This is a genomic window from Rhodopseudomonas sp. P2A-2r (assembly GCF_026015985.1).
In the GTDB taxonomy this organism is placed as follows: domain Bacteria; phylum Pseudomonadota; class Alphaproteobacteria; order Rhizobiales; family Xanthobacteraceae; genus Tardiphaga.
In genome coordinates, this window is the sequence record NZ_CP110389.1 from 60078 (window position 1) to 76032 (window position 15955).

Sequence of the window (15955 nt, forward strand, 5' to 3'; positions counted from 1 at the left end):
CTCAGCGGAGGTTGGCTTTTTCGTTGTAAAGCTTGAAGTCGACGAGAGTGCCCAGCATCTGCAGATAGGCGACCAGGGCGTCCATCTCGGTCGGATTGCCGGGCTTGCCGTCGAAGTTGCGGACCACGGCCTTGGCGTATCGCTTGCTGAAGGCATCCGCGCCGGCACTGTCCGGATCAGCCTGCGCCTTCAGGTCGGCGCTCGCATTGGCAATCTGGTCGTCCGTGTAGGGCACCCCGACCAAGCGGCTGGTGCGCAGATGATCGGCGATCGATTCCGGATTGATCTCGGTTTCCGCAAGGAACGAATAGGGAGGCATCACCGACTGCGGGACAATGGCGCGGGGATTGGTCAGATGGGTGACGTGCCACTCATCGGAATACTTGGCGCCGACCCGGGCGAGATCCGGTCCGGTGCGCTTGGAACCCCACTGGAACGGATGGTCATACATGCTTTCCGCGGCCAGCGAATAGTGGCCGTAGCGCTCGACCTCGTCGCGCAGTGGCCGAACCATCTGCGAGTGGCAAAGATAGCAGCCTTCCCGCACGTAGATGTTGCGACCGGTCAATTCCAGCGGCGTGTAAGGGCGGACGCCATCGACGACTTCGATCGTGCTCTTGAGATAGAACAGCGGCGTGATCTCGACGAGACCGCCCACGGCGATGACCAGGAGAATACCAACGACCAGGATGATCGAATTCTTCTCGAAGATTTGGTGTCGGGTCCAGAAAGACATTGATAGCCCCTATTCAGCCGGCTGCAGGGTGGCGCCGGTTTCAACCAACGCCTCGCCGACCCGCACCGTCATCCAAAGATTGTAAGCCATGATCAGTGCGCCGATCAGGAACAGCGCGCCGCCCAAGGCGCGAATGATGTAGAAGGGGTGCATCGCCTCGACGGTCTCGATGAAGGAGTATTCAAGGAAGCCGAGCGAGGTGTAGGCACGCCACATCAGGCCCTGCAGGATGCCCGACACCCACATCGCGGAGATGTAGAGCACGATGCCGATGGTCGCGATCCAGAAGTGCCAGCTGACCAGCTTCAGGCTGTACAGCGCCTTGCGTTCCCAGATCCACGGCACCAGGCAGTAGAGCGCGCCGAAGGAGACGAAGCCGACCCAGCCGAGCGCACCGGAGTGAACGTGACCGATGGTCCAGTCGGTGTAGTGGCTCAGCGAGTTCACCACCTTGATGGACATCAGCGGCCCCTCGAAGGTCGACATGCCGTAGAATGCCACCGACACTACCAGCATGCGCAGCACGGGATCGGTGCGCAGCTTGTCCCAGGCGCCGGACAGCGTCATCAGGCCGTTGATCATTCCGCCCCAGGACGGCATCCACAGCATGATGGAGAAGGTCATGCCGAGCGTCTGCGCCCAGTCCGGCAGCGCCGTGTAGTGCAGATGGTGCGGGCCGGCCCAGATGTAGAGGAAGATGATCGCCCAGAAGTGGATGATCGAGAGCCGGTAGGAGTAGACCGGCCGCTCTGCCCGCTTCGGAATGAAGTAGTACATGATGGCGAGGAAGCCGGCGGTGAGGAAGAAGCCGACCGCGTTATGACCGTACCACCACTGGAACATGGCATCCTGCACGCCGCCCCAGGCGACGTAGGACTTCGAGCCGAACACCGAGACCGGGATTGCCGGATTGTTGCCGAGATGCAGCACGGCGATGGTCACGATGAAGGCGAGATAGAACCAGTTGGCGACGTAGATGTGGGGTTCCTTGCGCTTCACCAGCGTCATCAGGAACACCAGCAGATAGACCACCCAGACGATGGTCAGCCACGCATCGGCATACCATTCCGGCTCGGCATATTCCTTCGACTGGGTTACGCCGAGCAGATAGCCGGTGCCGGCGATCAGGATGAAGAAGTTGTAGCCAAGCACCACGAACCACGGCGACAGGTCGCCGGCGAGACGAACTCGCGAGGTCTTCTGCACCACATAGAACGAGGTGGCGATCAGCACGTTGCCGCCGAAGGCAAAGATCACCGCCGAGGTATGCAGCGGGCGAAGCCGCCCGAAGCTGGTCCAGGGCAGATCGAAGTTGAGGATCGGCCAGGCCAGCTGGCAGGCGATCAGCAGGCCGACGGTGAAGCCGGCAATGCCCCAGAACACCGCCATGAAGCTGGCAAACTTGATCGGGCCGTAATTGTAATTCGGCCGGCCGAAGATTTCCTGCGGCGCCAGCTCCTTGCGATCATAGTAGCGGTTCAGGATGGCAAAGACGCCAGCCAGACTTGCCGCCGCGCTGAGCGCGGCGTGGAATGCGAAGGCGGCATCTTCCGCCTTGGCCGTGGCGACGATGCATAAGAAGACGGACACCGCGAGCAGGCCCGCCAGGCCCGCTTCGCCGCCCGTCATCGATTTCCCATTGTGTGTCTGTGTCATGCTGAATCTTTTATGTGCGAGGCTGAGACTATCAATCACAGCGGCGCGATCCCCGATTTGATCGAAATCAAATCATGGCGCGATTGTGGAAGAAGCTTGTTGAATGTCCGGACCGCAACATAAGGCCGCCCCTGTCAGGCAGCACCGATCGACGCGCGGCTCAAAATCTGAGGGCCAGCGCGGTGTCAACGAATAAACACGCCAGGGAAGAGGACGTGCGGACGATCCTGATCAGGCGCGTCCGGTCAGGCGGCAGCGGGCCGCAATCATCCCCGCATGTCGTAGCGGTAGGCCTTGGACACGATCTGCCAGCCGTCTGCGAGCTTCATCGCCACCAGGTAATCGGTAAAATAGCGCGGTGGCAGCTGGCAGCGAACCTTGACGAAGGCCGTCGCCTCATCCGAACGGTCGACGGTGACGACGAAATCGTCGCGCGCCTTGCCTTCGGCCCTGGCCGATCCCCGCGTGCGCACCAGTGCCAGCCACTCCGGCAAAGTGAGGATCTTCAGCTCGCCGCCTTCGACCCAGCGCAGGTCTGCGGTGGGATGGAAGATGGCGGCGAGCTTGTCAGCGTCGCCATCGTAGAGACCATCGAAGTAGTGCTGGACCACTGCGTCGAGTGTGGAACGGTCGTAGGACAAGGCTGGTCTCCTTCAGATGAAAGCGATCCCGTCGCGACTATGCCACAGAGTACCACCGCATGGAAACCGCCAGGTCACTTGCCGTCGCCAAGCATTTTCCGGAATTTATCGATTTCACGCGGCACGAGTTGCGCGAGATAGTCCGGCTTCATTTCGCTGTCATCGGCGGGGTAGGAACCGAGATCGTCGAGCCGCTTCTGGTAATCCGCGCTTGCCACGCCGGCACGCATCGCCGCGTTGAGTCTGGCGATGACGACCGGCGGCGTGCCCTTCGGGGCGAACAGCGCATACCAGCCCTGGATCTCGAATTGCGGCAGCCCGGCCTCGGCAGCGGTCGGGACATCAGGCAGATGCGCCAGCCGGGTCTTCGAGGCCAGCGCGATGCCGCGCACCAGCCCGCCCTGGATCGCGGGGGTCACCGAGGCCGACGAATCGCACAGCCCGTCGATCTGGCCGCCGATCAGGTCGTTCAGCGCCGGTCCGCCGCCGCGATAGCCGACCAGCGTCACGTCGATCGCGGCGGCCTGGATGAAGGCCTTGCAGAACAGGTAATTCTGCGAACCGACGCCGGAATGACCGATGTTCAGGGTGCCGGGATGCTGCCGGGCGTGGGCGATGAATTCGGCCAAGGTGCGGGCCGGAAAGTTCTTGCGCACCGCGACAACCGCCGAACTCTTGTTGAACATGCCGATCGCCGCGAAGTCCTCCGGGGTGAATTTCACGTCGGGGGTGAACAGATAGACCGCGGTGTTTGTGCCGCTGTTGCCCTGCACGATGGTGTAGCCGTCGGGCGGCGCCTGTGCGACGCGGGCCAGAGCTACGGCACCTCCGGCGCCGCCGATATTTTCAATGACGATGCGCTGGCCGAGATGCTGGCTCATCTGCTCGCCGATCAGCCGGGCGTTGACGTCGGAGCTGCCGCCGGCGGCAAACGGCACGATCAGGGTGATCGGACGGCTGGGATAATCGTCGGCAGCGGCTGCCACCCCGAACGCCAGCGCCAACACGAGACAAGCAGACCCCAGCCTGAAACAAGCCATGTATCCCCTCCCTGATTTTGTCGGGGAGTGTACGAGGATGGCATGACGGCGCAACGGATGGATTCGCAATCAGGCTGGAGACAGCATGCTGCAATGCGCTCGCTTGCTCAGCGCTGAATGCGACCGTCGACGACGTCGATGATGCGGTCGCAGCGCTTCGCCAGATCGAGATTGTGGGTGACCAGCAGGAAGCTGGTGCCGCTGTCGCGGTTGACCTGCCGCATCAGCTCGAACACGCTCTCGGCGGACTTTGTGTCCAGATTTCCGGTGGGCTCATCGGCGAGAACCAGGTCGGGGCTCATCGCCAGCGCACGCGCGACAGCGACCCGCTGCTGCTGGCCGCCCGACATGTTGGTGGCGAGATTGCCGGCGACCTTTTCGAGTCCGACCTGAGCGAGAAGCTGTCGCGACCGCGCTTCCATGTCCGCGGCGGGAAAGCCGCGATCCACCAGCATCGGCATCATCACATTCTCCTGTGCGGTGAAGGCCGAGATCAGCAGGTGGGACTGGAACACGAAGCCGATGGTATGGCCGCGCAACCGGGTCAGTTCGGCGTCGTTGAGACTGCCCGTGTCCTGGCCCTTGATGTAAAGCCGTCCCGACGTCGGCCGGTCGAGCAACCCGACGATGTTGAGCAGGGTGCTCTTGCCGGACCCGGACGGCCCCATCAGTGCCAGGAATTCGCCGCGCTCCAGCGTCAGGTCGATATCATGCAGCACCTCGGTCTCGGAGGATTGACCGACATTGTAGGCCTTGCAGACCTTCTCGAGGCGCAGGATTTCATCAGCCACGGATTGCCACCACGGGATCGAGTTTCGCGGCACGCAGCGCCGGAGCGGTGGCCGCCAGCAAGCCCGTCAGGGTCGCCAGCACCGCAGTGTTGACAAACAATTGCCGCTCCAGGATCAGCGGGAACAGTTCCGATCCATCGGCCTGCACGGCGACCGAGTGCCAGTACATGAGGGTCAAAGCGCCCAGCGTGGCGCCGATCAGCGAGCCGAAAAAGCCGAGCAGGCCGCCCTGCAGCAGGAATACCCGCAGCACCTGCCCCCGCGATGTCCCCATCGCCCGCAGGATGCCAATATCCTTGGAACGCTGGATCACCGAGACGATCAGCACCGCGGCGATCCCGAACGCCACCGACATGCCGACGAACACCCTGATCAGGGTATTCGAGGTCTGCTGCGCCTGAACCGCGGTGAAAAACTGCGCGTTGGTCTTGATCCAGCTGTCGGCCTGCACCGCGTTCGACGCCTGGATCCTCTGCGCGATATCCTCCGCGGCATAGATGTCGCTCACCGTGATATCGATGGTGGTGACGCCGCCGATCATGCCGAGCAGCGATTGCGCCGTGCGCAGCGCCACGAAGGCATTGCGCTGGTTGACACCCTTGTTGCCGAAATCCGCCAACCCGGTAACGGTCAGCACGCGATTGGCGCCCGATGCCGCCTGGATATTGAGCTTGTCGCCGACCGTCGCGCCAAGATTTTTCGCCAGTTCGGTGCCGATGACAATGTCCTCGCTGGTCAGCCGCGCCTCGCCGGCGACGATGTAGTCGGGTATTCGCACGATCTTGAAATAGGACGCCGGCTCGACGCCGGAAATCGAGATCGCACGGTTGGCGTCACCGCGAATCGCCAGGCCGGAGCCCAGGATCGTCGGCGAGACCGCCGTCACTTCCGGCATCGCCAGCATCTGGTCGCGAATCTTCGGCCACTGGTCGATGGAGACGACGCGCTGACTCGGACGCTGGATGGTGGCATCCTCGAACAGGCCGGGGGCGTTGCGCAGCGGGCGCGCGACCTGATCGGGCGTGAGCAGCTGGATCTGTGGCTGCGAGGTCAGCACCCGCTTGATGAAATTCGCCTGCAGTCCAGCCAGCATCGCCGACATGAAGACGATCACTCCGACACCGATCGAAATGCCGCCGATGATGAACAGCGTCTGCATGCGGCCTTCGCGAAGGAAACGGACCGCCGCGATCCACTCGAACGGCAGCCATCGGGTCATGGCTGAACCGCCCGCACACGCTGCCCGGTGACGACACCGGAATTGGCGGGGATTGCAGGCTCTCCCTCCGCAAGGCCATCGATCATCTCGAACTGGGTATTGCCACGCAGACCGAGCCGGACCGGCTTCTTGCTCGCCCGCCCGTCCTTGATTCCGAGCACCCAAGGCTGTCCGGAGAGCGAATCGTGAACCGAGCGGATGGGAAGCACCAACGTGTCGTCACGCTCGGCCACGCTAATATCGACCGATACGGTCATGTCCTGCCGCAGATAGTCCGGCGGATCGGATACCGTCAGTTTGACCTCCACCGAAGCGCGCGAAATATCGATGCCGGGGTTGATGTAGGACACCACCGCAGCGAACCGCCGATCCGGGTAAGCATCTGCCGAGGCGACGGCTTTCTGGCCAAGCGCCAACTTGCCAAGATTGCGCTCGTCGATTTGCAGAACCAGTTGCAGCTCGCCGGCCGGCGCCAGAACCAGCAGGGCCTTGCCCGGCTGGGCGACTGTGCCGCGTTCGACATTGCGCGTGATCAACACGCCGTCGCGCGGTGCAGCAATGGTGGCATAACCGAGCCGCGATTCCGCGGTGTCGAGATTGGCGCGCGCCTGGTTGAGCTGGGTCTGCGCCATGACGTAGTCGCTGCCCTCGGGACTGGCGGTATAGACTTGGAATTCCGCGGTGCGCACCTGGGTTCGCGCGACGTCGAGCACCTTTTGCGCGTCGTCGAGCGCCGCCCGCGTGGCGTAGCCGTTCTGCGTCAATTGCGAGGTGCGGTCGAATGTCTGCTGCGCATTCAGCAGGTTGGCCTTGGCCTGAGTCAGCGCTTCCTTCGCCGAAGGCAAGGTCAGCTCGGCGAGCTGGCGCATCCGGGCTTCGGCCTGCGCGACTGCGCCGGTGGACTGCACCACCGCGGCCTTCAGTTCGCGCGCCTCCAGCGCGATCAACGGCTGGCCCTTGGCGACGTGCTCGCCTTCCTTGACCAGCACATCATTCACGGTCCCCGTGATCTGGCTGCCGATCTCGACCCGGAACGGCGTCTCGACGTGGCCGCTGGCGACCACGGTCTCCACCAGATCGCCGCGCTTGACCACGTCGACAACAACAGATGGGCCGAGCAGCAATCGCACCCCCTGCCAGCCGCCGATGCCGAGCGCGACAACGACAGCCAGCACGAACCAGCGATGGGACCACAATGCGCCCCAGACCTTCGCGCCCGTCACGGCGTGGATGCGCGGGAGGAAGTGTCTGCTCGTTCATCCCTGGACCATGTGTGTCGCTGACGGCGCCACGTCAGTGCGAGAACAGAATCGGCAACGGGGCCTCTGCCAGCAGGCTCCGGGTGGCACCGCCGAGGATGAATTCGCGGAATCGGGAATGGCCGTAGGCGCCCATCACCAGCAGATCGGCGCTGCAGGCCAGCGCGCGGGCCTCCAGCACGTCACCAATATCATCGTCGCCGGCATCGACTTCCTCCAGCACCACGTTGAGGCCGTGGCGCGCCAGGTTCTTGGCCAGTTCTTCGGCAGAGCGATTGCTGTCGAAATCCTTCTCACCGGACACTGTGACAATGCGGACAGAGCCGGCCTGTTCAAGGATCGGCATGGCGTCGGCGACGGCGCGCGTCGCAGCGCGGCTGAAATCCCACGCCACCAGGACGGTCTTCAATTCGAGCGGCCGGATACGCGGCCGATCCGGCAATACCAGCGTCGGCCTGCCGGACCCGAAGATGATCGCTTCGGCGATCCATTCATCGGAGCCCTCCGGAACCGAGACGATGGTCAGGTCGCGCAGCTTGGCGTAGTCGACCATGACGTCAGGCACCTCGTCGGCCATGCAACGCTCGGTGATCGTCTCGTACAGCACGCCCTGCTTAGCCGCTGTCGCCTCGAACGTCGCCAGCAGATTGCGGGCGTTGACGAGGCTCTTGCGCGCTTCGTCGGCCACAAGGGCGGCGACGTTGACCAGCGAACTCGAGAGGAAACTGCCCGGCACCTCCACATGGGTCTCGCAGGCAATGGCCGCGATATGCGAGCCGAGTAACGCGGCGACGGCGACAGCGTCCTCGACCACCTGCACCGGCGTCGGCTCCGGATAGGTCGTCAATGTCAGCAGCATGTCCTTGATGGCCATCTATCTCTCCGCCCGCCTGAGTTACACTTAGCGAGCGTAGAGCACCTTCCACCGCGGCGAATTGATCTAGCGCAGGAATGGCGCGGCCGGGACCCGTTAGCGGAGCAGCCCGGCTGCAATCATGACAAGGCAGCTGAACAATCCCGCGGCAGGGATCCAGGCCGGCACCGTGACGTGCGGCTGGGCCGACGTCACGCCGCGCCAGCGCAGCCAAAGCAACGCCAGATTGACCAGCGCGAACACCGCAAGCGTCGCCAGCGACGTCCACTCGGCGAGCCGGACGAAGGAAACGCCCAGCGCCAGCAGGATGACCGCCGCAGCGATCAGCGCGGTGGCCAGCAGCGGCGTTCCCGTTGCCTGATGCACGGCGCCGAGCGATACGGGCAAGTCGCCCTGCCTCGCCATGCCATAGATCACCCGCGCCGCCATGGTCATCTGCGCGAGGATGGTGTTCAGGGTGGCGACGATGGCGATAACGCTGATGGTCGCCGGGCTGACGCCGGCGACCTCGCGGAACACCAGGCTGAGCGGCGCCGCCGACGCCGCCAGCCGCTCCGTCGAGACCGCCGTCACCGCGACCGCGGCGACGACCACGTAGAGCACCGTCGACACCAGCAGGGTCAGCGCCATGGCGCGCGGAATGTCGCGGCGCGGATTCTCGGCTTCCTCGACCACATTGGCGAGATCCTCGAAGCCGATGAAGGCGAAGAACGCTAGCAGGCTGGCAAAGCCTATGCCCGACAGCGCCCCGATCTCGGGCGGCGGCAGCTTCGCCAGCGTGGTGCCGATCGGCAGGTCGACACGAACCGCCGCGACAATGACGATCAGGAGGCCGCCGACCTCGACCAGCGTGAAGATTCCGGCGAGCACGACCGATTCCAGGATTCCCCAGGCCGCGACGGCGGCCAGCAGCGCCACCACCCCCAGCACCAGAATGCCCTGCGGCAGATCGACGAATTGTCGGAGATAGCCGATGGCGCCGAGGGTGACGGTGGACGATGACACCACACCAATGACGATGGTCAGCAGACCCGTGGCGGTGGACAGCGTGCGCGACCCGAACGCCGCCCGCACATAGGCAGCCTCGCCGGCGCTGACCGGGAAGCGCGTCGACAGCTCGGCATAGGAGGCCACGGTGAACGCCATCACCACCGCGGCCAGCACGAACGACCACGGCGCGTAGACGCCGGCCTGGCCGGCAACCGCGCCGATCAACACATAGATGCCCGCACCGACGGTGATGCCGATGCCGTACAGTGTCAGCAGCGGCAGGCCGAGGCGGCGACGCAGCGCCGGCGACTCCTGGGCGCGAGGGTCAGGCATGTCGTTCTGTGCCAAATGTTGCCGTCGAGGTGACGATGCCGTGAAATCCGGCCTGGTGCCGAAAGCAGCCGGCTCACAGTACGACTATCGCCCGCGATGCGATGGCCATTGTTGCGCCACGTCAATTGCAGCGCCTGTCGCTACAGCTTCGCTCCCGAAGCATAGGCCGAGGCGCGCTGGAAGGCCGGACGCGCCTCGCAGCGGTCGAGGTAGCGATCGAACGCCGGCCGCGGCGAGATCATCTTGAACTGGCGCACCGCGAAGTTGAGGCTCGAGCCGATGGCGACGTCCGCAGCCGAAAACGTCTCGCCGAGGATCCACGGTCCTTCTTCCAGCGCCGCTTCCAGCACGTCGAACACCCGCTTGGCGTCGCCCCAGCCGGCGGCCACCGAGTTCATCTCGAACTTGGCAGCCAGCTGCGCGATCGCCGGCTCAATGCAGCTCGGTGCGAAGAACAGCCAGTACAGATATTTGGCGCGATGCATGTCGCCCAGCGGCGGTGCCAATCCCGCCTCCGGATAGCGCTCGGCCACATAGGCGCAGATCGCCGCAGCCTCGGCCATGGTCGCCTCGCCATCCTGCAGCGCCGGCACCTTGCCCATGGGATTGACGATGAGGAATTCCAGCGATCGCTGTGCGCCGGTGCTGATGTCGGTCAGCACGCGCTCATAGGGCACGCCGGTCTCTTCCATGAGCCACAGGGCGGTGAAGGAGCGCGAGCGCGGCGACCAGTACAGTTTCATCATGGCGGGACCTCCGGTGAATAGCCGGGCAGTTGTGCGGAGATTCGGGGCGAGGTGCAAGGTAGGTTGGATGAGAGGCGCAACAGACGCAGGCTGTCATCCCCGCGCATGCGGGGAGCTGGATTCACATTTGAAGTGCAACAGCTGGCTGCCAAAGACATGTGCCGGGGTTTGCCAGTCAAGGCATTTGCGTGGCGTGCTGTTGTAGGCGAGTACGCAACGGGCGAGATCGGACGGCGTCAGGGCGGCTAGATCGGTCTTGCGCGGGATTCTGCGCCGCATCCGGCCGATAGCGTTTTCGACACCGCCTTTTTGCCAGGGAGCATAGGCATCGCAGAAGTAGGTCTGCAGGTTGAGTGCATGCAGCTCGTAGTGGCGGGCGAACTCGGTGCCATTGTCGAAGGTGATGCTCCGGCGCAGGTCCGGCGGCAGCGGAGCCAGCAGGCCGGCGATGATCTCGGCAACCGGGCTGGCGGCCTTGCCTTGCAGGCTGGCCGCCATCAGAAGCCGCGACGACCGCTCGTGCAGGACGAGAATGGCCTGCCCGTAGCGGGAGAACATCATCAGATCGGCCTCCCAATGGCCGGCGATGGCGCGGTTCTCGACCTGCTTCGGTCGCTGTTCGATCGGCACCCGGCATTCGATATGCAGCGCGGATGATCCGCCCTTGCGACCGCGCAGGCCGCGTTTGCTCTTGCCGCGTGGCAGGTAGTGCCGCCAACTGTAGTCCTTGGTCCGTGCGATCTGGGCGTGGATGAAGCGATAGATGCTCTCCGGCGAGATGACCGGGGTGCCGTGCTGTCGGGCCAGGACGGCGCACACCTGCTCCGGCGACCAGCCGAGGCCGAGACCTTCCAGCACCTGCTCGCGAAGCTGCGCGTTACGGTCGAGCCGGGCGCCCGTCCAGCGTCGTGCCCGGGTCTGCTCTTGGGCGTAGGACGGCTTGTAGCCGACCTGTTGGCGCCGTTGCGCTTCAGCTCCCGAGATACGGTCGATGGCGAGCGATCCAGAGCTGCCGCGATCTGCCGGATCGAGCGCCCTTGGGCATGAAGCGAGGCAATGGCACATCGGTCTTCCCGCGAAAGCTGGGCATATCGTCGTTCCATCGCAACACCTTAATCTGGTGTTGCACTTCGTTTGAGAACCCAAGGGATCCAGTAAACGCGGGCGCCGAGGTTCTGTCACTGAAGCCCGCGTTTACTGGATCGCCCGGTCCAGACGCGCAATTGCGCGCCTGGCCGGGCGATGACAGCTGTGGGTGTGGCGCAAAGAAAGAGCCCCCGCGATGTCTCGCGGGGGCTCTCCAACTCAACGATCACAGATAGCGAAGACTACTCCGCCGCCTGCAGCATCGGCTCGGCCTTGATCTCGAAACGGTCGGCGTTCATCACCTTGGTCCAGGCCTTGACGAAGTCTTTGACGAACTTCGCCTTGGCATCGCCCATGGCATAGACCTCGGCCAGCGCGCGGAGTTGCGAGTGCGCACCGAAGATCAGGTCGACGGCGGTTGCGGTCCACTTGACCTCGCTGCTGTTGCGCTTCTTGCCTTCGTAGATCCCGTCCTGGCCGGCAGCCTTCGCCCACACGGTGTCCATGTCGAGCAGGTTGGTGAAGAAGTCGTTGCTCAACACTCCCGGCTTCGACGTGAACACGCCATGCTTGGAATCCGCCGCATTGGCGCCGAGCACGCGTAGGCCGCCGATCAGCACGGTCAGTTCCGGCGCGGTCAGCTTCAGGAGCTGGGCACGGTCGATCATCGCCTCTTCAGGCTTCATGAACTGCGGCTTGCCCGAGACGTAGTTGCGGAAGGCATCGGCACGGGGCTCCAGCGGCTTGAACGAGTCTGCGTCGGTCTGCTCCGCAGAAGCGTCCATGCGGCCCGGCGTGAACGGCACGGTGACGCTCTGTCCGGCATCCTTCGCGGCCTTCTCGATGGCGGCATTGCCGCCGAGCACGATCAGGTCGGCGAGCGACACCTTCTTACCGAAGCCCTTCTGGATCTCTTCCAGCTTGGCCAGCACGGTCGCGAGCTGCGCGGGCTGGTTGACCTCCCAGTCCTTCTGCGGAGCCAGGCGAATGCGTGCGCCATTGGCGCCGCCGCGCTTGTCGGAGCCGCGGAAGGTCGAGGCCGAGGCCCAGGCGGTCGAGACCAGCTGCGGCACGGTGAGGCCGGAGGCGAGGATCTTCGCCTTCAGCTCGGCGATATCGGCGTCGTTGACCAGCCGATGATCGACGGCCGGGATCGGGTCCTGCCAGATCAGCGTTTCCTTCGGCACCAGCGGGCCGAGATAGCGCACTGCCGGGCCCATGTCGCGATGGGTGAGCTTGAACCAGGCGCGGGCGAAAGCGTCGGCGAACTGGTCCGGGTTCTCGTAGAAGCGGCGCGAGATCTTCTCGTAGATCGGATCGAAGCGCAGCGCGAGGTCCGACGTCAGCATGGTCGGCAGATGCTTCTTCGACGCATCGAAGGCATCCGGGATATCGGCCACGGCATTCTTCGCCACCCACTGGTTCGCGCCGCCGGGGCTCTTGGTCAGTTCGTAGTCGTACTTGAACAGGTTGTCGAAGAAGTGGTTGCTCCACTTGGTCGGGGTCTGCGTCCAGGTGACTTCCAGGCCACTGCCGATGGCGTCGGCGCCCACGCCGGTGCCGTGCCTGCTCTTCCAGCCGAGGCCCTGGTCTTCGAGCGCGCCGGCTTCCGGGTCGACGCCGACAAACGACGGATCGCCGGCGCCGTGGGTCTTGCCGAAGGTGTGACCGCCGGCGATCAGCGCCACGGTCTCTTCATCGTTCATCGCCATGCGGAAGAACGTCTCGCGGATATCCTTTGCCGAGGCGAGCGGGTCGGGATTGCCGTTGGGGCCTTCCGGATTGACGTAGATCAGGCCCATCTGCACGGCGCCGAGCGGCTCCGCCAGCTCGCGCTCGCCGCTGTAGCGCTCATCGCCGAGCCACGAACCTTCGGGGCCCCAGTAGAGTTCTTCCGGCTCCCAGGTGTCGGCACGGCCGCCGGCGAAGCCGAAGGTCTTGAAGCCCATGGATTCCAGCGAGACGTTGCCGACCAGCACGAACAGATCGGCCCAGGACAGCTTGTTGCCGTACTTCTGCTTGATCGGCCACAGCAGGCGGCGCGCCTTGTCGAGGTTGACGTTGTCCGGCCAGGAATTGAGCGGCGCGAAACGCTGCTGACCGCCACCGGCGCCGCCACGGCCGTCGGTGGTGCGGTAGGTGCCGGCGCTGTGCCAGGCCAGACGGATGAACAGGCCGCCGTAATGACCGAAATCGGCCGGCCACCAGTCCTTCGAATCGGTCATCAGGGCATGCAGGTCCTTGATCACGGCATCGAGGTCGAGGGTCTTGAATTCCTCGGCGTAATTGAAGGCGCCGCCCAGCGGATCGGCGGACGGATGGATCGCGTGCAGCACACCGATGTCGAGATGCTCCGGCCACCAGTCCATGTTGCGCGGACCCTTGCTCTTCGGTCCCTTGCTCGCGGCGCCGTGCGGCACCGGGCACTTGCCGGCTTCATCTGTCTTCTGGTCCATGTTTCTCTCCTTCGGGCCGTTGGGATTGCGGACGCTATCGGCCATGGCCACAAGCCAATCGCCGCAAAAAACGCCGCCCTCTCCAAGAATCTCTGTGTTTTCAAACGCCTGCCAAACCCGCCCGGCAAGCCGTCCGGCGATGCTAGCCAAGGTTCGTGACAGTACCTTGGAAGATATCCAAGATCAGGTCCAGTCGAATTGTCTTCGGTCTTCGATCAGTTTATCTGATGACGCATGATCACGCTCCGCCAGCTTCGCTATCTTGCCGCTCTCGCCAAACACGGCCATTTCGGCCGCGCCGCGGAGGCCTGCGCGGTGACGCAGCCGGCCCTTTCGATGCAGATCCGGGATCTGGAGCACACCCTGGGGGTCAAGGTGGTGGAGCGGCGCCCGGGCGAGGTGATGCTGACCGACGTCGGACGCGAGATTGCCCGGCGCGGCGAAGACGTGCTGGCAGCGTCGCGCGATCTGGTCGATTTTGCGCGACACCGCGGCGGCGTTCTCACGGGGCGACTGACCCTCGGCGTGATTCCGTCGCTGGCGCCCTATCTGCTGCCGCGGATTTTGCCGGTTCTGCAGAAGCAGTTTCCGGAGCTGCGGCTCGAGCTGCGCGAAACCCAGACCAGGCAGCTGGTCGACGACGTCAAGAGCGGTGCACTGGACGCGGCGATGCTGGCGCTGCCGCTTGGCGAGCCGGAGATCGAAACGCTCAAGCTGTTCCACGATCTGTTTCTGCTGGCAGTGCCTGCGAACGATCCGCGGCCGGTCACGACCCGCATCAACGCCGCCGAAATCGACCAGCGCCGGCTGATCCTGCTGGAAGACGGCCACTGCCTCCGCGACCAGGCGCTGGCGTTCTGCGGGAGTGTCGGGCGCTCGAACGGGTCCGGGACACCCGGCATGGCGTTCGCGGCCTCGAGCCTGTCCACGGTGATGCAGATGGTCGCCAACGGCTACGGCATCACGCTGATCCCGCAGATCGCCGCAGACGTGGAGCAGCGCGACCAAAGGGTGAAATTCCTGCGGATGGAGAATCCGCAGCCGGGGCGCAGCATCGGCCTGGCGTTTCGCAAGACCTCGCCAAGGAAGGCGGATTTTGCGGCGCTGGGCGATGCGGTGAAGGGGTGCGTGTAGTACTTGCCCCGGACGCGATGCAATACGAAGTATTGCTTCGCAGATCCGGGGCCGTATCAAACACCGACGTTCGTGACGGTCCCGGCTCTGCGCAGCAGCGTTTCACGCTGCGGCTCGTCCGGGACAAGTGAGAGCTGCTTAAATCCCCAGCGTTCCGGCCTTCGCCGCGGCGTAGCGTTCACCGATCACCTTCCAGTTCACCGTGTTCCACCACGCCTTCAGATAGTCCGCGCGGCGGTTCTGGTAGTTGAGGTAATAAGCGTGCTCCCAGACATCGTTGCCGAGCAGCGCGCGCTTGCCGTCCATGATCGGACTGTCCTGGTTCGGGCGCGTTTCGATCGACAGCTTGCCTGCCTTGTCGACGGTCACGAAGACCCAGCCGGAGCCGAACTGGCGACCGCCGGCGGCGTTGAAGTCGGTCTGGAATTTTTCGATACCGCCGAGATCACGATCGATCGCGGCCAGCACCTCGCCGTCCGGCTTGCCGCCGTTGGGGCCCATGATCTGCCAGAACATGGTGTGGTTGGCGTGGCCGCCCATGTTGTTGCGCACGCCGGTGCGGATCGCCTCCGGCACGTCGCCGAGCTTGCCGAGCACCTCGACGATCGGCATCGCCGCGATCATCGGCGTGTCCTTGGCGAAGGTGTTGAGGTTGCCGACATAGGCTGCGTGATGCTTGTCGTGGTGAATTTCCATGGTCTTCGCATCGATGTGCGGCTCGAATGCCGCCACCGGATAGGTCAGCGGCGGCAGCGTGAACGGCGTCGCGGCGGCAGGCGCCGCGGCCTGTGCAAAGGCAAAGCGCGGCGTGGCGGCAATGGCTGCGGCGCCGGTTGCCGCGAGCATCAGGTGGCGGCGGGACATCATGGACATCGGAACTCTCCGTGGTGAAGGGATGGGCGAGCAATCTGCTGCGACGATAGCGGGATAAAATGGCGTTCGTGAGAAGCAACTACGCGAGGCAGTCTGCGCCGGTTTCGCCGATGGTCATAGT

14 protein-coding genes and 1 pseudogene are annotated in these 15955 nt (G+C 64.3%); 1 reads left to right on the plus strand and 14 read right to left on the minus strand.

Translation table 11 applies throughout. The features are described from left to right. Nucleotide 1: 1 nt before the first annotated feature. The 13 genes and pseudogenes from ccoO to katG form a co-directional block, all read right to left on the minus strand. Nucleotides 2-736 carry a cytochrome-c oxidase, cbb3-type subunit II gene (gene ccoO, locus ONR75_RS00265; protein ID WP_265080881.1) on the minus strand — a complete coding sequence of 245 codons (735 nt, stop codon included), beginning with the start codon at nt 734-736 and terminating at the stop codon, nt 2-4. A 9-nt stretch (nt 737-745) separates the two neighbouring features. Next, on the minus strand, nt 746-2392 hold the full coding sequence (ccoN, locus tag ONR75_RS00270; protein ID WP_265080882.1) for a cytochrome-c oxidase, cbb3-type subunit I: 1647 nt from the start codon (nt 2390-2392) through the stop codon (nt 746-748). A 266-nt stretch (nt 2393-2658) separates the two neighbouring features. Continuing rightward, nucleotides 2659-3033 (minus strand): nuclear transport factor 2 family protein, encoded by a 375-nt coding sequence (locus tag ONR75_RS00275; RefSeq protein ID WP_265080883.1) that lies wholly within the window; start codon nt 3031-3033, stop codon nt 2659-2661. A 74-nt stretch (nt 3034-3107) separates the two neighbouring features. After that, a complete protein-coding gene (locus ONR75_RS00280) occupies nt 3108-4073 on the minus strand; it encodes a tripartite tricarboxylate transporter substrate-binding protein (RefSeq protein ID WP_265080884.1) in 966 nt (321 codons plus the stop codon). A 107-nt stretch (nt 4074-4180) separates the two neighbouring features. Beyond that, on the minus strand, nt 4181-4864 hold the full coding sequence (locus ONR75_RS00285) for an ABC transporter ATP-binding protein (protein ID WP_265080885.1): 684 nt from the start codon (nt 4862-4864) through the stop codon (nt 4181-4183). Further along, nucleotides 4857-6083, minus strand: a complete 1227-nt coding sequence (locus ONR75_RS00290) for an ABC transporter permease (protein ID WP_265080886.1) — start codon at nt 6081-6083, stop codon at nt 4857-4859. Before ONR75_RS00290 ends, ONR75_RS00285 begins: the two co-directional genes overlap by 8 nt. Continuing rightward, nucleotides 6080-7306: an efflux RND transporter periplasmic adaptor subunit gene (locus tag ONR75_RS00295; RefSeq protein WP_265080887.1), complete on the minus strand. Its 1227-nt coding sequence runs from the start codon at nt 7304-7306 to the stop codon at nt 6080-6082. Before ONR75_RS00295 ends, ONR75_RS00290 begins: the two co-directional genes overlap by 4 nt. A gap of 70 nt (nt 7307-7376) precedes the next feature. Then, on the minus strand, nt 7377-8216 hold the full coding sequence (locus tag ONR75_RS00300; protein WP_265080888.1) for a universal stress protein: 840 nt from the start codon (nt 8214-8216) through the stop codon (nt 7377-7379). A 96-nt stretch (nt 8217-8312) separates the two neighbouring features. Continuing rightward, nucleotides 8313-9539, minus strand: coding sequence for an APC family permease (locus ONR75_RS00305; RefSeq protein ID WP_265080889.1), 1227 nt, complete (start codon nt 9537-9539; stop codon nt 8313-8315). Between the two features lie 140 nt (nt 9540-9679). Next, nucleotides 9680-10285: a glutathione S-transferase family protein gene (locus ONR75_RS00310; protein WP_265080890.1), complete on the minus strand. Its 606-nt coding sequence runs from the start codon at nt 10283-10285 to the stop codon at nt 9680-9682. A 93-nt stretch (nt 10286-10378) separates the two neighbouring features. Then, entirely contained in the window at nt 10379-11278 is a 900-nt protein-coding gene (locus ONR75_RS00315; RefSeq protein WP_413776555.1) for an IS30 family transposase, read from the minus strand. A gap of 26 nt (nt 11279-11304) precedes the next feature. Next, nucleotides 11305-11388 (minus strand): annotated as a pseudogene (locus ONR75_RS32660) (hypothetical protein); the annotation flags it as partial. Nucleotides 11389-11613: 225 nt separating this feature from the next. Beyond that, the gene (gene katG / locus ONR75_RS00320; RefSeq protein WP_265080891.1) at nt 11614-13827 is read right to left on the minus strand and encodes a catalase/peroxidase HPI; all 2214 of its coding nucleotides are present in this window, start codon (nt 13825-13827) and stop codon (nt 11614-11616) included. A gap of 234 nt (nt 13828-14061) precedes the next feature. Between katG and ONR75_RS00325 the strand changes: the two genes are divergently transcribed. Continuing rightward, on the plus strand, nt 14062-14961 hold the full coding sequence (locus tag ONR75_RS00325) for a LysR substrate-binding domain-containing protein (RefSeq protein ID WP_265080892.1): 900 nt from the start codon (nt 14062-14064) through the stop codon (nt 14959-14961). A gap of 138 nt (nt 14962-15099) precedes the next feature. Here the strand turns inward: ONR75_RS00325 and ONR75_RS00330 are convergent, their stop codons facing one another. Beyond that, on the minus strand, nt 15100-15834 hold the full coding sequence (locus ONR75_RS00330) for a superoxide dismutase (RefSeq protein WP_265080893.1): 735 nt from the start codon (nt 15832-15834) through the stop codon (nt 15100-15102). Nucleotides 15835-15955: the final 121 nt, after the last annotated feature.